This is a genomic window from Gammaproteobacteria bacterium (assembly GCA_022450155.1).
GTDB lineage: Bacteria > Pseudomonadota > Gammaproteobacteria > Arenicellales > UBA868 > REDSEA-S09-B13.
Window position 1 is genome coordinate 1 of the sequence record JAKUQR010000001.1, and the last position, 20,295, is coordinate 20,295.

Here is a 20,295-nt window from a genome sequence, read left to right on the forward strand (position 1 = left end):
ATTGCAACCTTAGAAGCAGCCAGTGCAAAGGGTCCTGATCTGCTGGGTGAACATCGAGACGATTTCCCACCGGAGTACCTACACTGGATTGAGGCTGGCTACAAATTGAGCGCCGTAGACTTCTATAAGGATCAGGAGATCAGAACCGAAATTTATGACTGCATACAAGGGGTCTTCTCGGAATATGACTTGCTGGTGACCCCCACTCTCGCCTGCCTGGCGGTGGATAACGCCGATGACGGCAACACGGTCGGACCGACGGAGATCAATGGTGAGGCCGTCGATCCGCTGATTGGCTGGTGCCTGACCTACCTCATTAACTTTACCGGTCACCCGGCCGCGTCTATTCCTGCCGGGCTCAGCGTCAGTGGATTACCCATCGGCATGCAAATTATCGGACGACGGTACGCTGACTCGGATGTTTTAACAGCCAGTGCGGCATATGAGCGCCTGCGGCCCTGGCACGACACCTACCAACGGTGTATTGATCGAACAGACTGAAGCTTACAAGAAAACCCCTCAGCACTCAGATCATGGGACGACTCAAGGATAAGCGGGTATTGATCACCGGCTCCGCCAGTGGCATCGGCCGCGCGGCAGCACGACTGTTTGCCGCTGAAGGTGCGCGACTCACGCTGTGTGATCGTGACCATTTGCAAAACAAAGATCTTGCCCATGAAATCGATGCGACCGGCGGTCACGCACAGGCTATACAGACAGACGTGGGCGAACCCGATGATATGCAAAATGCTGTCAACACCGCCGTCGCCACTTATGGCGGCCTGGATGTACTCTACAACAACGCCGGTGGTGCAACCGGCAAAGATGGGTCAGTAACAGAAATTGAACTTGATGAGTTCTGGCGCACCATTCGGGTCGATCTGTTTGGGACCGTACTGGGCTGCCGTTTTGCCATTCCCCATCTCGTCCAAGCAGGCGGCGGCTCCATCATCAATACCACCTCGATACGCGCCATGATCGGCACTGAAGGTGCAGATGCCTATACCTCAGCCAAAGGGGGGGTCGTCACATTGACTCGTGCCCTGGCCCTGCAATGGGCTCAGGCCGGTATACGCGTCAATGCAATTGCGCCCGGCGTCATCCTCACCGACCGGGTGCGCACCATGCTTCGAGACGACGACCCGATCAGGGTTAAAACACCCTTAGGTCCTAGCGAACCTGAAGATGTTGCACCATTAGCGCTTTATCTCGCGTCGGACGAATCCCGGCAAATGACCGGGATGATCCTGCCACTGGACGGTGGTGCCAGTGCTGTCTGACTGTAAATACCCGTACAATCCCTGAGCTCAATACCTTACCGAGTAGACTGAAATGACAGATGTCATGAACAGGCGTATTACGCTTGCTGCTCGCCCCGTAGGCTTTCCCAAAGATTCTGATTTTGAACTGGTGGAAGACTCCGCATTCGTATCCGAACCCGCTGAGGGCGAGTTGTTGTTACAGACACTCTACCTGTCGCTTGACCCTTACATGCGCGGTCGTATTAGTGAAGCCCACTCCTATACGGCCAGTGTAGAGATCGGACAGACCATGGTAGGCAGCACCGTCAGCTCGGTAGTGGCTTCCCACCACCCCAAATTCAAATTCGGCGATCGGGTGCTGAGTTACTCCGGCTGGCAGGACTACGAGCTCAGCAACGGGCAGGGACTGCACAAGCTGGACCCGGTTCATGGCCCCAACCCGATCAGCACGGCGTTGGGTGTGATGGGTATGCCAGGCCTTACGGCCTATGTTGGCCTGCTCGATATTGGCCAACCGGTATCTGGAGAAACTGTAGTGGTTTCTTCAGCAGCTGGCGCTGTAGGTTCCGTTGTAGGACAAATTGCTAAATTACACGGTTGTCATACAGTCGGTATCGCAGGTACTGCGGAGAAATGCCGGTACACGGTTGAAGAATTCGGGTTTGAGACTTGCTTAAACTATAACGATGACGACTTCAATTCCCAATTGAAGCGCGCCTGTCCAGACGGTATCGATATCTACTTTGAAAATGTCGGCGGCAAGGTTTTCGATGCGGCGTCCAACCTAATGAATGATGGCGGCCGAATTCCGGTCTGCGGCATGATTTCACGCTACAACGACACAGGACTTCCCAACGGGCCTGATACCCTGCCCCGCTTGATGCGTGCGGTCCTGACTCGAAGACTGCTGGTCCAGGGCTACATCGTGACCGATCACGGTAACCGACTGGACGCCTTTATGTCGGATATGTCGGGCTGGCTGAAACGAGGGGAGATTCGTTATCGTGAAGACATCACCGAAGGTCTTGAAAATGCGGTCGCAGCCTTCCAGGGCCTGCTCAGTGGCCGTAATACCGGTAAGGCGATTGTCAGGGTGTCAACAGAATTCTAGAGACACTCTTTATTACAACATCTACAGACAGTGGAAAGTCGCCAACTTGCCAAACAGCTCAATGGCTTGGAACCACCTTGTTGGCCAGAACTTTTAATGGTTATACTGTCGCTGTGTTAACACACTAAAGGAGGCTGTAACTGATGACGAAACCCACAAAATATCTGTTAGGACTGCTCGCAGCAGCTGCGTTATCGATCGGCACTGCTCAGGCAGGTTCTGTTTTGAAGATCGTGCCACATGCCGATCTCAAGAACACCGATCCGATCTGGACGACTGCGTATATCACCCGAAACAACGGCTACATGATCTATGACACGTTGTTCGCGATGGATGAGACTTTCAACGTTCATCTTCAGATGGCAGGCGCTCATTCGGTCAGTGATGATGGACTGGTACACACCATCACTCTCCGAGATGGACTCAAGTGGCATGATGGCAGCCCCGTTACGTCCGCGGACTGCATTGCCTCGATTAATCGATGGGGCAAACGCGATGGCATGGGCCAGCAGTTGCTGGCCGTCGTCGACACCATGTTTACCGTCGACAATAAGACTTTTGAGATCACTCTCACAGAACCTTGGGGTCTGCTAACGACCGCTCTGGGTAAGATGAGCTCCAACGTGCCCTTCATGATGCCGGCGGAAAAGGCCTACACCGATCCGTTTCTGCAGGTCCCAATGCCACTGATCGGTTCAGGCCCCTACAAATTCGTCGAAGCAGAATGGGTGCCTGGCGCCAAAGTGGTATACGAGAAATTTGCGGACTACGTGCCGCGTAGTGAACCGGCCAGTGCCGCATCGGGTGGCAAAATCGCTTATTTTGACCGCGTCGAGTGGCTTTACATACCGGACCAGAACAGCGCCATGAATGCGTTGATCAACGGCGAGGTGGACTATTTCGAGGCGCCACAGTCTGATTTGTATGATCTACTTGACGCAGCCGACAACGTCACGACAGGACAGCGGGACAACTACGGTAGCCAGGGTTGGCTCCGCATCAACCACCTGAATGCGCCGTTTGACAACGTCAAGGCGCGTCACGCGGTCCAGTTGCTGGTCGACCAGGAGACTTACCTGCAGGCAATCGTTGGTACGCCCGATTTGTACCGGACGTGTGGTGCGATGTTCCTCTGTGACACGCCGTTTGAGACCTTTGTTGGCTCGGAACGGGTTATGACTCAGGACATCGAGCAAGCCAAGGCCCTGCTTAAGGAAGCGGGCTACAACGGCGAAAAGATCGTCCTGATGCATCCGACCGATATTCCGGCGCTCAGTCACGCGACCCAAGTCACCGCCAGCCTGCTGCGCAAAGCCGGTATCAACCTGGAGGTTCAGGCCATGGACTGGAGCACCTTGACTTCTCGGCGTGCTGAGAAGAAAAGCATTGCCGACGGTGGCTGGAACATCTTCCACACTTCCTGGATCGCACCCGACCTGCTGAATCCGGTCGCAAACATCGGCGTATCGGGCGGTGGTATCGAAAAGGCCTGGTTTGGCTGGCCAACCGATGCGAAGGTCGAACAACTGCGGCAGGATTTTGCCCGGGAAACCGATCCAGCAAAGCAGAAAGCGCTCGCTGATCAGGTACAGGCCCGAGCCATGGAGGTCGTGACCTATGTACCGATCGGCCAGTACCTGAGTAAATACGCCTACCGGTCCGATCGACTGGAGGGGATTCTCAAGGGTCCAGTCCCGCTATTCTGGAACCTCCGGCCAAAATAATCGATCAGGCCCATTGAATTCGGCCATACAGGACCGAAAATCAATCCACTCGATACCCCCGGGTTTATACCCGGGGGTTTTTTTAGCAGGAATTGAGTCTCACAGGCGTGCCGCTGGGATTTCGGCAGTGGCATTCCAAACAATGACCTTTGAACTCGTCCAGGCTAGAGTTCTTCCGATACACCGAGCCCTCATACAAGGGATCAGTTCTAGCGACTAGGTCGTGAGCGCGGCAGCTGCGTTGTCGGGTTCCCGTAAGTGGCACGCAACACGATGCCCCAGTGTGATCTCCTGCAAGGCTGGTTCTTCTGATCGGCAACGGTCCATCACATACGGGCAGCGGGTATGAAACCGACAACCCGACGGCGGATTAATCGGACTGGCAACATCGCCCCTAAGAATAATTTTTTCCTTGACCGCCCGGGGATCGGGCACCGGCACCGCCGACAGCAGGGCTTCGGTGTACGGATGCAGGGGATTCCTGAACAGGCTTCGGGTGTCGGTGATCTCGACCAGTTTGCCGACGTACATTACGGCGATTCGGTGGCTAACGTGCTCAACCACTGCCAAATCGTGTGAGATAAACAGCAGTGCCAGGTTGAATTCCTCTTGTAGATCGATGAGCAGATTGATCACCTGCGCCTGTACCGAAACATCCAGAGCGGAAACCGGTTCATCAGCGACGATCAGCGACGGGTTCAGAGCGAGTGCGCGGGCGATCCCCAGGCGTTGCCGCTGGCCGCCTGAAAACTCGTGCGGGTATCTTTCCATCGCCTCGCGTTTAAAGCCCACCCTTTCGAAAAGCATCTGCACCCGTTGATTAATTTCCGCCGAACTGCCTTGCTTGAAATTTCTCAGCGGCTCTGACACCAGGAACCCGGCCGACAGTTTTGGGTTGAGGGAGGAATAGGGATCCTGGAACACCATCTGCATCTCACGCCGATGCGGCAGAATCTCTGATCTGGACAACCCGGAAATATCGACACCCTTGAGGTGAATCTCACCGGCTGTGAGATCGAGCAGACGAAGCACCACTCGCCCGACCGTAGACTTACCGCAACCACTTTCCCCCACCAGGCCCAGTGTCTCTCCCCGGGCAATGTCGAAGCTGACCCCATCGACCGCGTAAACGTTACCTACTTTTTTCGCCAACAGACCTTTCCGCACGTCAAAATACTTCTTGACGTCCCGCACCGATAAGATGTTTTCTGAGACAGCTGCAGCGACAGGGGTCATGGCGTAGACGATTCCAGGCGATTGGCGAAGTTGCCTGACTCCCAGCAAGCCGCGTAATGCTGTTTACGGTGTTCGGCCAGTTGCGGAGATTCGGCCTCGCACTGCTCGGAGGCGTAACTGCATCGAGGTGTAAACAGACAGCCTGGGATTTCCTCGATCAGTGAAGGTACCATTCCCGGTATCTCCTGCAGCCTGACCCGGTCACCGTCCCTCGCCAGACTTTCGTTCAATCGAGGAATTGATGTCATCAGGCCTTCACTGTAAGGATGTAGCGGGTAATGAAATAACTCCTCAACAGAGGCTTCCTCAACCTTTTCCCCGGCATACATCACCAAAACCCGTTCACCCATTTCCGCCACCACACCCAAATCATGGGTAATGAGTATGATGGATGTTCCAAAATCATCTCGCAGCTCACGCATCAGATCCAGGATCTGGGCTTGAATCGTCACATCGAGCGCCGTGGACGGCTCGTCGGCAATCAGGATCTTCGGGTTGCACGACAGCGCCATCGCGATCATCGCCCGCTGCCGCATACCGCCGGACAGTTGGTGAGGGTATTCGTTAACCCTCTGGTGGGCATCCGGCACGCGAACTCGATCGAGGATCTCGACCGCCCGATCCCGAGCCACCCGGTCAGACACACCCTGGTGGAGCGAAATCACTTCTGAAATCTGCCGGCCGATGGTCAGGACCGGATTCAGCGAGGTCATCGGTTCCTGGAATATCATCGAGATCTCGTTTCCCCGGATAGCCCGCATCTCTTCTTCATTGAGCTTAAGCAGATCGGTGCCTTGGAAAAAGATCTCGCCGGACTCGATACGAGCGGGCGGCTTAGGCAGCAGGCCAAGGATCGTCATTGCGGTAACGCTTTTACCGCAACCCGACTCACCAACGATGCATAGGGTTTCACCTGCGTAAAGCTCCAGCGACACCCCGTTGACTGCACGTACAGTGCCGTCCCGCGTGTCGAAAAAAGTACGCAGGTCCTTGATCTGAAGAATCGGTGAGTCGGTTCGGGCAGCGACAGCCGTTGAATTATCCATGCTGACGAACCCGACCTACCGCATGCCCCGGGCAATACGCGGGTCCAGCGTGTCACGCAGACCGTCACCCAGAATATTAACCGTCATCACCATGCAGGCCAGACACAGCCCAGGGAAAAACAGCAGCCACGGCTTGAACTGGAAATAGACCCGGCCTTCAGCCATCATGTTGCCCCAACTGGGTATTTCCGGCGGCGTCCCGGCCCCAAGAAAACTCAAATAAGCCTCGACTATGACGGCCGAAGCACAGATGTAGGTCGCCTGGACCATGAGCGGTGCGAAAGTATTCGGCAGAATGTGCCGCACGAGGATTTGGGGTAATCGGGTGCCTGAGGCTACAGCAGCCTCGACGTAGGGCATCTCACGGATGGTCAGAACAATGGCTCGTACCAAGCGCACGACGCGTGGAATCTCTGGTACAGATATAGCAATGATAACGTTCTGCACACTGGAGCCGACCAACGCCATCAGGGCAATCGCAAACAAAATACCAGGGATGGCCATGAGACCGTCCATGATGCGCATGACCACTGTATCCACTATCCGGACGTACCCAGCGAGGAGACCGATAAAAAGCCCGGCCCCGGTGCTGATCAGAGCCACGAACAGACCTACACTGAGAGAAATTCGGGCACCGTAAATAGTCCTCGCAAAAACATCCCGACCCAGATGGTCGGTACCGAACCAACCGAAATCACCGGGCGGCTTAAGCCGGTCCCAGGGCGCGATCTCAAGTGGATCTGGTGCCAGAAAAGGTGCAAAAATACCGAGAAGAATCATTGCGATGAGAATGGACGCACTGATGATGACGGTTGGATTGCGCCGGACAAAATCAGCCGTTCGGCCAGGTTTATCGGCACCGACCGTCTGGTCGGCTACCAAGGCATCAATTGCGGCCATGAGGGATTAGTATCGGATTCTGGGGTCTAGAAATACGTAACTCAGATCTACGAGCAGATTGACCAGCACGTAGACCCCTGAAAATAGGATGATGATCGCCTGAATCACCGGGTAGTCGCGGTGCAGTATGGCATCCACGGTCAACCTACCCAGACCGGGAATATTGAAAACACTTTCTGTCACAACCACACCACCGATCAGCAGCGCGATACCAACGCCAATGATGGTGACGATAGGCACCGCCGCATTCTTCAGTGCGTGACGAGTTAGGACGACCCGCGAACTCAGTCCTTTGGCCTTCGCGGTCCGGATGTAATCCTCGGCGAGAACCTCCAGTACGCTGGCCCGAGTAATCCGTGCTATGAGGGCGATGTACACAATCCCCAGCGCGATACTCGGCAGCACCAGGCTTCGAAGACACGGCAAAAGGCCGTCTGCTAAGTGCTTGTAGCCTTGAACCGGGAGCCACTTGAGTTGAATAGCAAACACATACATCAAGATGTAACCAATCACGAATACCGGCACGGAAAATCCCAGCACCGCGAATATCATCGCGAACCGGTCTATAAAGGTGCGAGATTTCCAGGCGGCCAGCACACCAAGCGGAATCGCAACACTGATCGCGATGACAATGGTGAACAGCGACAGCATCAGCGTTGGTTCAATCCGCTGGCCGATGAGTTTCGTGACGGGCAGGTTGGAAAAAATCGATACGCCGAGGTCGCCCTGAGCGACACTTTTCACCCAGGTATAGAACTGGACAGGTATCGGTTCATTCAGCCCGAGTTTTTCACGGATTCCTTCGATGTCGGACGGGCTGGCGTAGTCGCCGGCGATGATTGCCGCGGGGTCACCGGGCGTCAAGTGCAGCAACCCGAACACAAATACAGCGACCACCACCATCACAGGGATGGTTGCCAGAATTCTTTTTACGATGTAAGCATACATAAACCCAGTTTCATCCAAACAGTGGTGCATCAGTCGTCCTGTCGCACGTTGCCAACAAGACGAATCCCGAAAATTCAGTACGGCAACGATGTTCCCGCACTGGCCCCGGGACCTGCTGCCAATATATCAGTAGCTGGCAGACTTGGGAACCAGTAGACTGATGTTCGACTTGACATTCTACCAAGGGCCGTATTCGTGAAAGTATTTATTGCCTGCCTGGGCACAGAGACCAACACTTTCTCTAACATGCCGACGGGCCTGATCAATTTCCAAGAAACCATGTTGTACCACGGCGATGCAACCCGGGACAGTACGGCTCTTTTCGCCATGCCGCTAATCATCTGGCGGGAAAAAGCTGAAGCTGTCGGTGCTGAGGTCGTCGAGAGCCTGGCCGCTTTTGCCCAACCGGCCGGCCCGACCATGCGGACTGTATATGAGGATTTCCGAAGCGAGATTCTCACCGATCTGGCAACAGCCATGCCGGTCGACTTGGTATTGCTCTGCCTGCACGGTGCCATGGTGGCAGACGGCTACGACGATTGTGAAGGCGATCTGACACAACGAGTAAGGCAAATTGTTGGGCCGGATACTGTCATCGGCGTTGAACTCGACTTGCACTGCAGTATCACACAAACATTGACCGACCACGCCGACGTCATCATCACCTTTAAGGAATACCCACATATCGACCCGCCCGATCGGGCCCATGAACTGTTTGATGTCTGTTGGCAGACCCTACAAGGCGAAGTAAAGCCCGTGATGAATCTCCATGATTTACAGATGATCAGCATGTGGCGAACACCGGTTGAACCGGCAGCATCGATTGTTCGCGAGATGCACGAACTCGAAACTCGCGACACAGTACTGTCGGTGTCCCATGCACATGGTTTTCCCTGGGGTGATGTGCCGGATGCTTCAGCCAAACTCCTGGTTGTCACAGACAATGACATAGAGACTGGTCGTAAAATCGCGTCAGATTTGGCCGAGACAATCTGGTCGCTGCGTGACGAGACGCACCCGACCGGGCTCAGTATTGATGAGGCATTCGATACAGCACTGGCGTCTGAATCGGGACCCATCATCATGGCTGATCATGCGGACAACGCAGGCGTCGGAGCACCGTCTGATTCGACCTATATCCTCCAGGCCATCCTGGACAAGAACGTTGAGAATGTAGCTAGCGGATTTTACTGGGATCCGGTGGCCGTACGCTTCTGTGTTGAAGCCGGTGAAGGCACCGAGTTTACCCTCCGAATCGGCGGAAAAGTGGGAAAAGGCTCTGGCCAACCGGTTGACCTACCCATCACCGTCCGCAAGATCGTCAGCAATGCCGAACAGTCCTTCGGCCAGGCAAAGCAGACCATGGGATGCGGTGTCTGGGTGAGCGCAGCGAATAATCTTGATATCTTTCTCAACAGCATCCGGACCCAGACCTTTCACCCCGACGCTTTTGAGCAGTTTGGCCTAAAACTCAGCGACAAGAAAATCGTCGTGGTGAAATCGACCCAGCACTTTTACGCCGGATTCGCCCCGATAGCTGAGTCAGTGCTTTACGTCTCTGCGCCGGGTTCGATCAACATGAACTTCTCCGAGATTGGTTTTAAGAAATTCACTGACCCCTACTGGCCAAAGGTAGCTGATCCGAGATCAGCCTGAGCGTCATCTTTACGCGGTAGCATTATCATCCAGCGGATAGATCGGCCGCCTGAGTGCTTGATAATTCAGCTGATCGTTGCGAGACGTGGTCACGCCGTGACCGTCACAACGAATTGTTGCTCGAGCAAGCGGTTGGAACCCGGCGCGATAATGAATTCTCGACTTGAGTAATAGGTAACGGCACTGAGTCGGGTCGATTCCATTGTTAGAGAAGATGCCGGCATCCCAGGGCTCATGGTGAAAAGATACCACCACAATGCGCATACGACCGGTGTCCAACACAGCCGTCGGTCCAGTCGACACCTCGACACCCGTATACATTGGACCCTCTACTGTCCACTTGCCGTCAGTCAGCGAGGTGACTCGCCCTTCCACATGAAAGGACTCTCCTGACCGACCGATACTGGGCATGTCGGTTTTCCCGCCCAGCTCGATCGATACCCTATTACCCAAACCTGTCTCTTGCATCATCTCCACCGCCGCAGGATCCCAAACAGCCCCGACGGCCACATCCACCAGCGCCTGTTTGTGCACTTCCCGGATAACCTCCATCACATCGGCCGTGCCGCCAGAACCGACGTTGTCTGCATGATCAAGCAGCAACACAGGCCCCTCGGTATACTGCCTGGCATCACTGACCGCGATCTCCAGCGGACAACCGCTGTAAACAAACCCAGTTCGGTCAGACCAAGCGCCGTCCAGCAGCTGATCGCAGGCCGAACGGGCCTGCTTCTCATCACCGTCGCCCACCACCACCGCAGAAATACCAGCATCATAAATATCGGCCATCGGAAATCCGCCGAAAAATGTCGCCGCGGGCACCCCATCACGCTCGAGTTTGCGGGTCATGTCCTGCAATCCTGACATCGGCGCATCGGCAGTACCCATGCACAATGTCTGAGCCAGAACGGGTCGGTTATCCCACACCATCACCGGGCTGATCTTTCCTTCCAGAGTACGGAACATCACCTGGGCAATCTGGTCACCGACCTCATACATATCAACGTGTGGATACGTCTTGAACCCAATCATCATCGTACAGTTGTCAACCATCCGCTGGGTCAGGTTGCAATGCAGATCGAGTGTTACCGCAATCGGCAGGTCCGGCTGTACAGCACGTATACGGCTGAGCAGGCACCCTTCCCCATCAGCCTCATCCTCTGCCACCATAGCACCATGAAGATCCAGCAGCGCAACATCGAAGGGTTGTGCCTCTATAGGTGCCAAAATCGTCTGCACCAAATGCTCGTAAACATCCTGGTGAACCGGTCCGCTGGGCATCGCCTCTGTGGCAAGGGGTGTCACCATCTCACAACCCTGTTTGCGCGCATGATCGATGTACGCGCCAGTGGGTGTATTGGTACCGCCAAAATGGTCGAGTACATCGGTACCCGTGTAATAGGCCCAGTTCTTAAACCGAGTGAGATCAGTCGGTACCGGTGAGAACGTATTCGTCTCATGCTTCATCATTGCGATCAGGACCCGCATTAAATGACTCCTCTATATTTTCACCTTCAGTTTGGTGAAATTAACATGGTCACACAGACTTCGCACGTTGCTACCTGACCACTGTACAGGTACAGACGGGCAGTCAATTCACCGTATTTGTGTCCGTTCCTCTTGACCTGGGCCTTATCAGTCGTTGAAATGACCTCAATTAACCCAGTCATTATCATTCTAAGCATACGTACACGACACTCAATCGCATCTGGAGAACCCGTAATGAAAGTCATACCGCAGATTCAAAACAATCACACAGAACTCACGGCCTGGCGGAGAGACATCCACGCTCACCCTGAACTCGGTTTTGAAGAAGAACGTACGGCCAAGCTGGTTGCTGATCGGCTGGAGGGCTTTGGTTATCAGGTGGAAAGAGCTGTTGGGGGCACCGGTGTGGTTGGAACCCTACGCAATGGGCAAAGTTCTCGGGCAATAGGCCTGCGCGCAGATATGGATGCACTACCGATACACGAGTCCAACGAGTTTGATCATCGCTCTCGCGTAGATGGAAAAATGCACGCGTGCGGTCACGATGGTCATACCACGATGTTGCTCGGTGCGGCCAAGTATCTGGCTGAGACGCGAAATTTCGACGGCTGTATTCACCTCGTTTTTCAACCTGCAGAAGAAGGTCTTGGTGGTGCTAAAGCGATGGTCGATGACGGACTATTTGAGCGCTACCCCATGGACAGTATCTATGGGATGCACAATAAACCAGGCATGGACGTAGGCCGTTTTTCGATTCGGCCTGGGCCGATGATGGCCGGCGGCGGATTCTTCGACATCAAACTCATAGGCCGTGGCGCTCATGCCGCAAGGCCGGAGTCAAGCGCCGACCCGATCGTGGCGGCATCTCAAATCGTATCTGCCCTCCAAAGTGTGGTCTCTCGTAACGTGGACCCACAAGATACTGCAGTACTCAGCGTCACCCGACTGCTCAGTGGTGAGGCTTACAACGTGATTCCAAACGACGCTACCGTTGGCGGCACCATTCGTGCATTCCTGCCCGCTACCCTCGACCTGATGGAGAAACGGATCGGTGAAATTGCAATGGGTATAGCGCAGAGCCTAGGTGTTACTGCGGACTATAATTTTCGGTTAATTTTCCTGCCGCTCATTAATGATGAAGACGCCACACGAATAGCCGGTGATGTCGCCGCATCAATCGTATCTGAGGACAACCTCAACCGTCGCGGGCCCGGAATCATGGCGTCCGAGGACTTCTCTTACATGCTCAATGAATGCAAGGGTGCCTACATCAATATTGGCAACGGCGGTGAGGAGGGTCATTGTGAAGTACATAACCCAGGCTATGACTTCAACGACCAGATACTGCCTTTGGGCGCGACATTTTTCGCACGATTGGCCGAGACACAGCTGCCAAAATGAGCCGCTGCCCGCGAACCTACGTCTGTTTTAAAGCATTAGTGAAAGAGGCGTAATGTCCTTCGCTTCTCGACCCAGGAAGTCATGGTTAGGAACGTCCTTAAGCATACGTTGCTGTGCGATCTCCAATCGACCGGCAGCGTCTGACATATCGAGATGAACCACGCTTCCGTTATCCACAGCCAACTCGCCATCAATAAACACTGTCTTCACGGCTCGGTCGGCCGCATGGTAAATCAGGCTCTTGAGCGGGTCGTGAACAGGCCGCATGATTGTCTGCGTGATATCCACCATCACCAGATCGGCTTTAGCTCCTTTTTCCAACCTGCCCAGGTCATCACGTAACAGCGATTTTGCGCCACCCACTGTGGCTGCGTGAAATACCATCTGGGCATCCGTTGTCTTGATATTGTTTGCCATGACACGTGCGAGGATTATTGCGAGTCGCATTTCTTCAATCAGGTTGTGTGGTGTCACATCCGTACCAAAACCAAGATTCACACCTGCTCGATAATAACGGCCAAAGTCGGCCATTGCGTGACCATAGCGTGCAAACGGTGACGGACAGTGTGCGACGGAAGTCCCAGAATCAACCAGCAAATTTAGGTCTTCCCTCGTTCGCCAGTCGATTGACGGATGATCATCTATAAAAATTGCATGACCTAAAGTTGTCCTCGGGCCCAGCAGGCCGATGTTTGATGCCCATTTGATTGGTGACACTCCATGACGCTTTGCCATTAACAAAAACTCAACCTGTGACTGGGATGCATGCGTGGTGATCGGGCGGTTGGTTTCCTCTGCCAGTGCAATACAGTCCCTCAGAAGATCCTCGCTGCAAGTGTCGATCTGCATCGGAAAAACTACACCCTGCAAGCGTTTGCTGGGATGCGCTTCGGCCTGGGTCATGAACTCAGCAGCCTCGTCAAAAGCTTTTCGGCCGGCTTGCTCGTTCCAGTTGAATTTTAATTCGTGAAAACTATCCATATACCAGCGTGAAGACGCAAACCCCGGTGCAATGAATCCACGCAGGCCACTGCGTGCGATCAGGTCAAGCCACCAGGGCGACATCGACGACAGGTCTGCCAGCGTAGTGACTCCGCACAATAATAACTCCCCGTAGGCCAGTTCCGCAGCGGCCTGGCGGCCTTCATCATCCAGCGAGAATGCCTGTAAACGCTCGTAAAGACCCGTGTCGTACATCTCTGGTCGCCCATGCTCTTCCCGGATACCTCGGTAAGCCGGCTCGTGCTGCGGGTGTGAATGAATATTGATCAGACCGGGCATCACAAAACTGCTACGCCCATCGATCTCATGGTCCCACTGCCCATCGTAGTCGGGGCCTACATACACGATCCTGTCATCCGAAAAAACAATGTCCGAGTCACGGGCGTACCGGTGCGTTTTCAGAGATGCATCCCAGACAGCACTCCAGTTGGCTTTTCGAATCAGTGTGGTAGTCATAAGCTCTCCGTTAGGTGTGAAGCATAGACGAGCACTCCCATGGAAATGAGTACTGCCAGAAACGATACAGACAATCCCATTTATTCGATCGACATTATGCGATGCAGAGTGTGGCGCCGATTGCGAGTATACGGCCGAACTTCAGAGGGCCACCGCCCTTGTTCAACAGCTTCAGCCCATTCAGGGGTGGTCAGGACATCAGGGCTTTCGATTTCGTAGGTGGCACTGTAACGAGGTTCGTCCTTGGGATCGATCTCGCGCAATTCGCCGCCGATTGCGATCGTACATGGTTCCCTGATCAGCCGCTGCACGGCGATCACGCCAGGTACCCTGGACAACAGTGGAACGTGCTCGGTGTCGTATACCTCGTTGAACAAGGCTTCCTTGTCCGGGTTGACATCCATGCTCGCGGTGAAGAGATAACGCGCCTGTTGTGCCATGGCAAGCCTCCTGTATGGTCTGGCGGGGTTGTTCTGTCAGTCGATAATACAGGTACGGATCACTCGCGTCTGCCGCCTGTGGCCAAATAGAGTCCGGCACCCACCAGGGCAACGCCAATCATGATGCTGGCAGTCACCGACTCGCCTAACATCCACACACTGAGCAGCACTCCGGATATCGGCGAGACAAAATTGAAGCTGGCCACCACACTGGGTGAGTAACGTTTCATCAGGTATGAGAACACCATGAAACCCAGACCCGCGATGACCATCCCCTGGTAGAGGAGGCCGCCAACAGGTATCCAGCCGAGGTTCTCCCAGCGCACCGATTCGAACAGCACGCCACATGTTCCAAACGGTAACAAGCTGAAGACCATCATCCAGAACACCACGGGTATCTCACCGATAGTCCGCAGTGGCTTGACCATCAGAACCAGGCGCAAACCAAGTAGCATAGACCCTGTCAGCACGACGAAGCCGCCCGCCCCGATGACACCCAGTCCGTCCGTACCTGTGCCACCCAAGAGGACCGCCACAGCACCGACAAAGGCGATCAGTAGACCGGCCGCTCTGCGCCCGTCCAGACGGTCCTGAGCAAGAAGAAAGTGCGCAAACAGCGCAACGAACAACGGGTTGGTCGACTGCAGTACAGCCGATACTGTACCGCTCGCCAGGCTGAAACCGATATTCATGATTCCGATCTGAATCGTGAACACCGTCGATACCAGCAACAGAACTGGCCAGTAAACTCGCTTTGGCCACAGTGGAATACCGCGGTACCCTGCCCATACCGCCACACAGACCGTTGCAATAGCAAATCGAATGAATGCACTCCACATAGGCGGGAACACTGCCAGGCCGAGCTTGACGGCTACCGGGTTGCCGCCCCACAACACATGGATGGCGATACTGATCAGGACAGCCTGAAGCGGCAGGCCGGCCGAAAGGTTAGCCTTCCTGTCAGTCAAGTTTCGAGCGGAATCTTTACACTCAAGGCAGAGTGACCCGGCCACCATCGACCACGAAGGTCTGGCCGCTGACAAAGGCGGCATCGTCGGACAACAGGAACAACGCCGCACTGGAGATATCCTCCGGCACCCCGAGCCGTTTGACGAAGGCCTCCTGCTCCATTCCGGCTAGAACATCCGGGTCCATGCTCTCGGTCATGTCGGTCTGGATCAGGCCCGGCGCGATGCCGTTGACCCGAACTTTGGGACCAAAAGCCCCGGCGCAGCTGCGCACGAACCCTATCACTGCGGCTTTCGAGGTGCTGTAAGCAATTATCCGCGGCCTCGAGCGCAACCCGGCGATCGACGAGATGCAAACGATGCTGCCGCGGCCCCGAGCGATCATACCGTCCTTGACCGCCATCACGGGCAGGAAGGTGCCCTCCACATTGACCCGCATCACCTGCCGGAAAGTCTCCAGGTCGAGATGCTCGTAACCGCCGGCTTCCATGATGCCGGCACTGGTGACCAGCATGTCGATGGGTCCAAGATCCGACTCGACGGCTGTGACCATCTTGCCAACCTCTGGCTCACTAGCGACATCAGCTCGGTATGTAGCGCCGTCACCGCCGCTGGCCCGCACCTGCTCGAGCGTCTGTTGCGCCGCGAATTCATTGGCTACCCAGTTGATCGCCACCTTCACGCCCCGCTTGCCCAAGGCCGCGGCGATCGCGCGGCCAATGCCTCGCGATCCGCCGGTCACCAGAGCCACTCGGCCCAGCGCCTGATCCGTCATCCTATCTCTCTCCTTATGCTAACGATAGCGGCGCATTCTAACCGAACCATTTCAGCCGAGCTTTTTTGCCCAGCCGGATTTCCTCTGGCTCTTAATGCCTAAATAGAACCCTGTCATCCCACACCAATCGACAGTAATGCATCTGCTTGATCCGGACAAATCAAGCGATTTATGCTCAGTGAAAAAACAAAACACAGCCGGGCGCACGCCCGTGCAGGCGAGAGACCAGAGACATTGGAAATACGGCCAAGGTGGCCGTTGGAATACATCGAGTTTACTCGCCCCAAACCTCGCGCAGAAACGATACCCAGTTCTCGCCCAGCACCTTGCGAATTCGAGTCTCGGACCAACCGCGGCGGACCATGGCGGCAGTCAAATTGGAAAACTCTGAAAGCCGCTGCAGACCGACCGGCTGCGGCGCAACATCCCAGTCTCGGACGATCAGTCTGCGGCCGTGGCCCTTGTCCAGGCTGAGCCAGTCAAAAAATGCAGCATCCTGACCCTGAGTAAAATCCGTGCCGATTCCAACCCGATCCTCGCCCACCAGATCAACCACATAATCAATTGCCGCAACACAATCATCGACGGTCGACTCAGCACCCCGAGGCAGGAATGAAGGGTAGGTGGTGACGCCAACAAAACCACCGTGCTCAATGATCAGTTTCAGCTGAGCATCGGTCTTGTTGCGGGGGTGATCGAGCAGCGCAGCCGGGCAACAGTGGCTGTACGCCACCGGCGCCTTTGAATAGCGGATCGCGTCTTCACTGGTCTTTGCACCCACGTGCGACAAGTCGACCACTACGCCGACTCGGTTCATCTCATCGATCAGACCGCGCCCATAATCGGAAAGGCCGCTGTCATGGCTTTCATAACAGCCGCTGCCGGCGAGATTCTGGGTATTGTAAGTCAACTGCATCACCCCTACCCCAAGCGACTTGAACACAGCAATAAGTTCCAACCTATCCTCTATGCCGCTGGTGTTCTGCCAGCCAAGGATGATGCCAACCCGGTTTTCGCGTTTGGCCTTTGCTATGTCGGTCGTCGTGTGTACTGGCAGCAGGATGTCTGCGTGCTCGCTAAACCATGACTTCCATTGAGCCACGTTGACTAGCGTGTCGTGTAACCCTTCCCAGACACTGCAGGTGCAGTTGGCCGCGGTGATGCCGCCACTGTGCATGTCTTCGAAGACCTCGCGACTCCACTTAGAGATCACGAGTCCGTCAACGACGATCGCATTCCGATGAATTTCTTCGGCATTCATGGCTAATAGCTCTCAGGTAATGCGGGGGTTTTTGAGCAGGCGCCCCGTCCGGGACCCAGTGCCAGCACCCTCCTGCCAGGCGATGGCGCCATTCACAATTACGCAGCCGATACCAGCCGCTGCGCGGGTCGGCTGCTCGAATGTTGCCAAATCTGCAATGCGGGACCGATCAAAGACAACTAGGTCGGCAAAAGCCCCCGCCTCGAGAACGCCGCGACCGGCAAGACCAAAGGTCCGGGCCGACAACCCGGTCATCTTGCGTACCGCCTCTTCGAGCGGGAACAGCTGGCGGTCCCTGCTGTAATGACCAAGAACACGGGGGAACGTCCCCCACAGTCGCGGATGGGGGTGCTTGTCGTGAGGGATACCGTCCGAACCGATCATGCCCATGCGATGGGCAAGGATTCTCTCGACGTCCTCTTCTTCCATACAAAAGTAGATACCGCCGCCCGGTTGCAGACGCGTCATGGCCTCGCCCAGGGAACAGCCCCATTCCGCAGCAATGTCCGCCAAATCACGACCACCCGCCTCAGGGACCGCAGCTGACCAGCTGACGATTATCCGCCGAGAAGGTTCTATCAACTCCTCCAGCAGCACAGTCGAGCCGGCGACATAGGGGTACACGTCGAAGCCGACGGGCTGTTCAGCGGCCGCGGCTTCGATGCGGGCCAAAGACTCGGCACTGCGACCCCACACCGCCTTGCTCTGGCACTTGTGGTGAGAGACCACCACCGGGCAGCCCGCCCGACGGGCCGTGTCGAAAGTCTCGTCGAGTGATTCGAACAGTAGATCGCCCTCGTTTCGCATGTGGGTAGCATAGACCCCCTGAAAAGCAGGCAACTCTCGGGCTAGCGCTTCAACCTCTGACGCCGGGGCCGCCTTGTTGGGGGGGTAGAAAAGTCCAGTAGAAAATCCGCCGGCACCGGCAGCAAGGCTCTCACGAAGTAGAGCGCGCATCTGCTCGATCTCGGCCTGGGTTGCCGGCCGGTCTAGCCGATCCATGACCCCGCAGCGCAGGGTCGAATGCCCGATCAACGGCAGTGCATTGATCGCTGCCGGCCGGCGGGCGAGCTCTGTCGAATAGGAATGGAATGTTGAAAAGTGTGCACCATTTTTTCCGTCCGGAAACACCAAGTCCAGCGGCGGCGGCGGTGCTCGGTCGCTGAGCCAAGGTGAAAGGCTAACACCACAGTTGCCAACCACCACAGTGGTCACACCTTGGCTCAGCTTTGGAGTGACTTCGGGATTAACCAGCAGCAGACGATCGTCGTGCGTGTGGACATCGATGAACCCTGGTGTGATCACCTTGCCTCTTGCATCGATCACTGCCTCGGCTTTTCCCACAGTAAGGTCACCGACCGCGATTATACGATCGCCCTGTAGCGCAACATCGGCTGTTATCGCAGGACATCCCGTCCCGTCGATCACCTGCCCACCCGTGATCAGCAGGTCGCACTGGTTCAGTGTTTCATTCATATCTTGTCCGTTGGTGATTACGTCGTCTTTTACAACAGCCTCAGCCGCGTAATACAGTCCAACGGTGCGGTCTCGGCCAGGTACAGGTTTCCGGCGTTGTCCCCGCCCACTCCGTGTGCGCCGAAGCGGACTGGCCGACAGCGTCCGATCAGGGTGCCGTCCGGCGACAGCATGGAAAGCCTTGGAATCTGATCAGTCACAAAGACATTACCAGCCGGGTCTGCGTATATGTCCATCGGATGAAAAAAATCCGTCCAGGCCTCGATGAATCGGCCTTCCAGATCGAACAACTGTACGCGGTTATTCTCCCGGTCCGCGACCAGCACTCGCTCGGCCGAGTCGACCCAAACCGCATGTGGTGTGGTGAACTCCCCCGGACCCCCTCCAGGCCGACCCCAGGAAAACCGGAACGTTCCGTCGGCCGCAAAACAGTGCACTCGCGAATTGCCATAACCATCCGAGACGTAGTAATCGCCGTTCGGTGCCTGGGCGATATCAGTCGGGTGGTTGAAAGGGTCATTGAACTGCGGTCGGTGCCTTTGACCCAGGCGGAAGCGCACCGCGCCTGAGGTCTCACAGGCCAGAATCTGGTGTGCATCACGGTCAACCAACAGAACGAGATCATCGCGGTTGATGAAAATGCCGTGGGCATCAGAGAACTCACCCTCGCCCCAACTGTCGACCAGCGTTCCGTCTGGATCAAACACCAGCACCGGGGGATTGGAGCGCTGAAAGACGTAGACTCGGTCCCGCGAATCGACCGCCAACTGACTGACCGGGCCGAATGTCTGTCCGTCGGGCAATGTCCCCCAGGGGCACTCGACGGCATAGGTTTGACCCCCCAGGGTCACGACAATATCATCACGCATGATTGTTAATCGTTAGCCTGTTCAGCGGGTTGTTAGATTAAATAGTCACTGGGACTTTTCTATCTGAATTGGGGGGAAACCTGCCCATTCAAGTTACACCTGGGCCTGTCCAGGTAGCATAGTCCGGCCTGTAATTCACCATCTACCGATCATAAAGCATAAACGCAGAATAAAATCCATATTTTCGATTGTCTTTGAGCTGCCCACGTCATTTACAGGCACATAAAAAGGCCACCACCCCTCTACAAGGGATGGTGGCCCGGATACAACCAAATT

Annotated in this window: 18 protein-coding genes; 6 read left to right on the forward strand and 12 right to left on the reverse strand. The window is 55.5% G+C overall.

Going from position 1 to position 20,295, the window contains the following annotated elements; translation table 11 throughout:
* The 4 genes from MK323_00005 to MK323_00020 all read left to right on the forward strand — a co-directional run.
* Window positions 1-501: amidase family protein (locus MK323_00005; protein MCH2480548.1), on the forward strand; the 501-nt coding region annotated here is incomplete at its 5' end.
* A gap of 32 nt (window positions 502-533) precedes the next feature.
* Window positions 534-1,280 carry an SDR family oxidoreductase gene (locus MK323_00010; GenBank protein MCH2480549.1) on the forward strand — a complete coding sequence of 249 codons (747 nt, stop codon included), beginning with the start codon at window positions 534-536 and terminating at the stop codon, window positions 1,278-1,280.
* Window positions 1,281-1,344: 64 nt separating this feature from the next.
* Window positions 1,345-2,373, forward strand: a complete 1,029-nt coding sequence (locus MK323_00015; protein ID MCH2480550.1) for an NADP-dependent oxidoreductase — start codon at window positions 1,345-1,347, stop codon at window positions 2,371-2,373.
* 143 nt (window positions 2,374-2,516) lie between these two features.
* Complete coding sequence (locus MK323_00020; protein ID MCH2480551.1) at window positions 2,517-4,097, forward strand: ABC transporter substrate-binding protein; 1,581 nt, start codon at window positions 2,517-2,519, stop codon at window positions 4,095-4,097.
* 216 nt (window positions 4,098-4,313) lie between these two features.
* Here MK323_00020 and MK323_00025 read toward each other — a convergent pair whose 3' ends face one another.
* The 4 genes from MK323_00025 to MK323_00040 are packed head-to-tail and all read right to left on the reverse strand — an operon-like array spanning window position 4,314 to window position 8,227.
* Complete coding sequence (locus tag MK323_00025; protein MCH2480552.1) at window positions 4,314-5,333, reverse strand: ATP-binding cassette domain-containing protein; 1,020 nt, start codon at window positions 5,331-5,333, stop codon at window positions 4,314-4,316.
* On the reverse strand, window positions 5,330-6,379 hold the full coding sequence (locus MK323_00030; GenBank protein MCH2480553.1) for an ABC transporter ATP-binding protein: 1,050 nt from the start codon (window positions 6,377-6,379) through the stop codon (window positions 5,330-5,332). The genes MK323_00025 and MK323_00030 overlap by 4 nt, the downstream gene beginning before the upstream one ends.
* A gap of 15 nt (window positions 6,380-6,394) precedes the next feature.
* Complete coding sequence (locus MK323_00035; protein ID MCH2480554.1) at window positions 6,395-7,279, reverse strand: ABC transporter permease; 885 nt, start codon at window positions 7,277-7,279, stop codon at window positions 6,395-6,397.
* Window positions 7,280-7,285: 6 nt separating this feature from the next.
* Window positions 7,286-8,227 carry an ABC transporter permease gene (locus MK323_00040; protein ID MCH2480555.1) on the reverse strand — a complete coding sequence of 314 codons (942 nt, stop codon included), beginning with the start codon at window positions 8,225-8,227 and terminating at the stop codon, window positions 7,286-7,288.
* Between the two features lie 195 nt (window positions 8,228-8,422).
* Between MK323_00040 and MK323_00045 the strand changes: the two genes are divergently transcribed.
* A complete protein-coding gene (locus MK323_00045; GenBank protein ID MCH2480556.1) occupies window positions 8,423-9,883 on the forward strand; it encodes a M81 family metallopeptidase in 1,461 nt (486 codons plus the stop codon).
* Between the two features lie 9 nt (window positions 9,884-9,892).
* On the opposite strand, the gene MK323_00050 is transcribed toward MK323_00045, so the two are convergent.
* Window positions 9,893-11,371 carry a M81 family metallopeptidase gene (locus MK323_00050; GenBank protein ID MCH2480557.1) on the reverse strand — a complete coding sequence of 493 codons (1,479 nt, stop codon included), beginning with the start codon at window positions 11,369-11,371 and terminating at the stop codon, window positions 9,893-9,895.
* A 234-nt stretch (window positions 11,372-11,605) separates the two neighbouring features.
* On the opposite strand from MK323_00050, the gene MK323_00055 reads away from it, so the two are divergent.
* Window positions 11,606-12,772 (forward strand): M20 family metallopeptidase, encoded by a 1,167-nt coding sequence (locus MK323_00055; GenBank protein MCH2480558.1) that lies wholly within the window; start codon window positions 11,606-11,608, stop codon window positions 12,770-12,772.
* 27 nt (window positions 12,773-12,799) lie between these two features.
* Here MK323_00055 and MK323_00060 read toward each other — a convergent pair whose 3' ends face one another.
* The 7 genes from MK323_00060 to MK323_00090 form a co-directional block, all read right to left on the reverse strand.
* The gene (locus MK323_00060; protein MCH2480559.1) at window positions 12,800-14,230 is read right to left on the reverse strand and encodes an amidohydrolase family protein; all 1,431 of its coding nucleotides are present in this window, start codon (window positions 14,228-14,230) and stop codon (window positions 12,800-12,802) included.
* A gap of 80 nt (window positions 14,231-14,310) precedes the next feature.
* On the reverse strand, window positions 14,311-14,670 hold the full coding sequence (locus tag MK323_00065) for a hypothetical protein (GenBank protein ID MCH2480560.1): 360 nt from the start codon (window positions 14,668-14,670) through the stop codon (window positions 14,311-14,313).
* Window positions 14,671-14,729: 59 nt separating this feature from the next.
* Entirely contained in the window at window positions 14,730-15,638 is a 909-nt protein-coding gene (locus MK323_00070) for a DMT family transporter (GenBank protein ID MCH2480561.1), read from the reverse strand.
* A gap of 22 nt (window positions 15,639-15,660) precedes the next feature.
* Window positions 15,661-16,413: an SDR family oxidoreductase gene (locus MK323_00075; protein ID MCH2480562.1), complete on the reverse strand. Its 753-nt coding sequence runs from the start codon at window positions 16,411-16,413 to the stop codon at window positions 15,661-15,663.
* A gap of 274 nt (window positions 16,414-16,687) precedes the next feature.
* Complete coding sequence (locus MK323_00080) at window positions 16,688-17,674, reverse strand: dipeptidase (GenBank protein MCH2480563.1); 987 nt, start codon at window positions 17,672-17,674, stop codon at window positions 16,688-16,690.
* A 12-nt stretch (window positions 17,675-17,686) separates the two neighbouring features.
* Window positions 17,687-19,150, reverse strand: a complete 1,464-nt coding sequence (locus tag MK323_00085; protein MCH2480564.1) for a D-aminoacylase — start codon at window positions 19,148-19,150, stop codon at window positions 17,687-17,689.
* 29 nt (window positions 19,151-19,179) lie between these two features.
* Window positions 19,180-20,019 carry a peptidyl-alpha-hydroxyglycine alpha-amidating lyase family protein gene (locus MK323_00090; protein MCH2480565.1) on the reverse strand — a complete coding sequence of 280 codons (840 nt, stop codon included), beginning with the start codon at window positions 20,017-20,019 and terminating at the stop codon, window positions 19,180-19,182.
* Window positions 20,020-20,295: the final 276 nt, after the last annotated feature.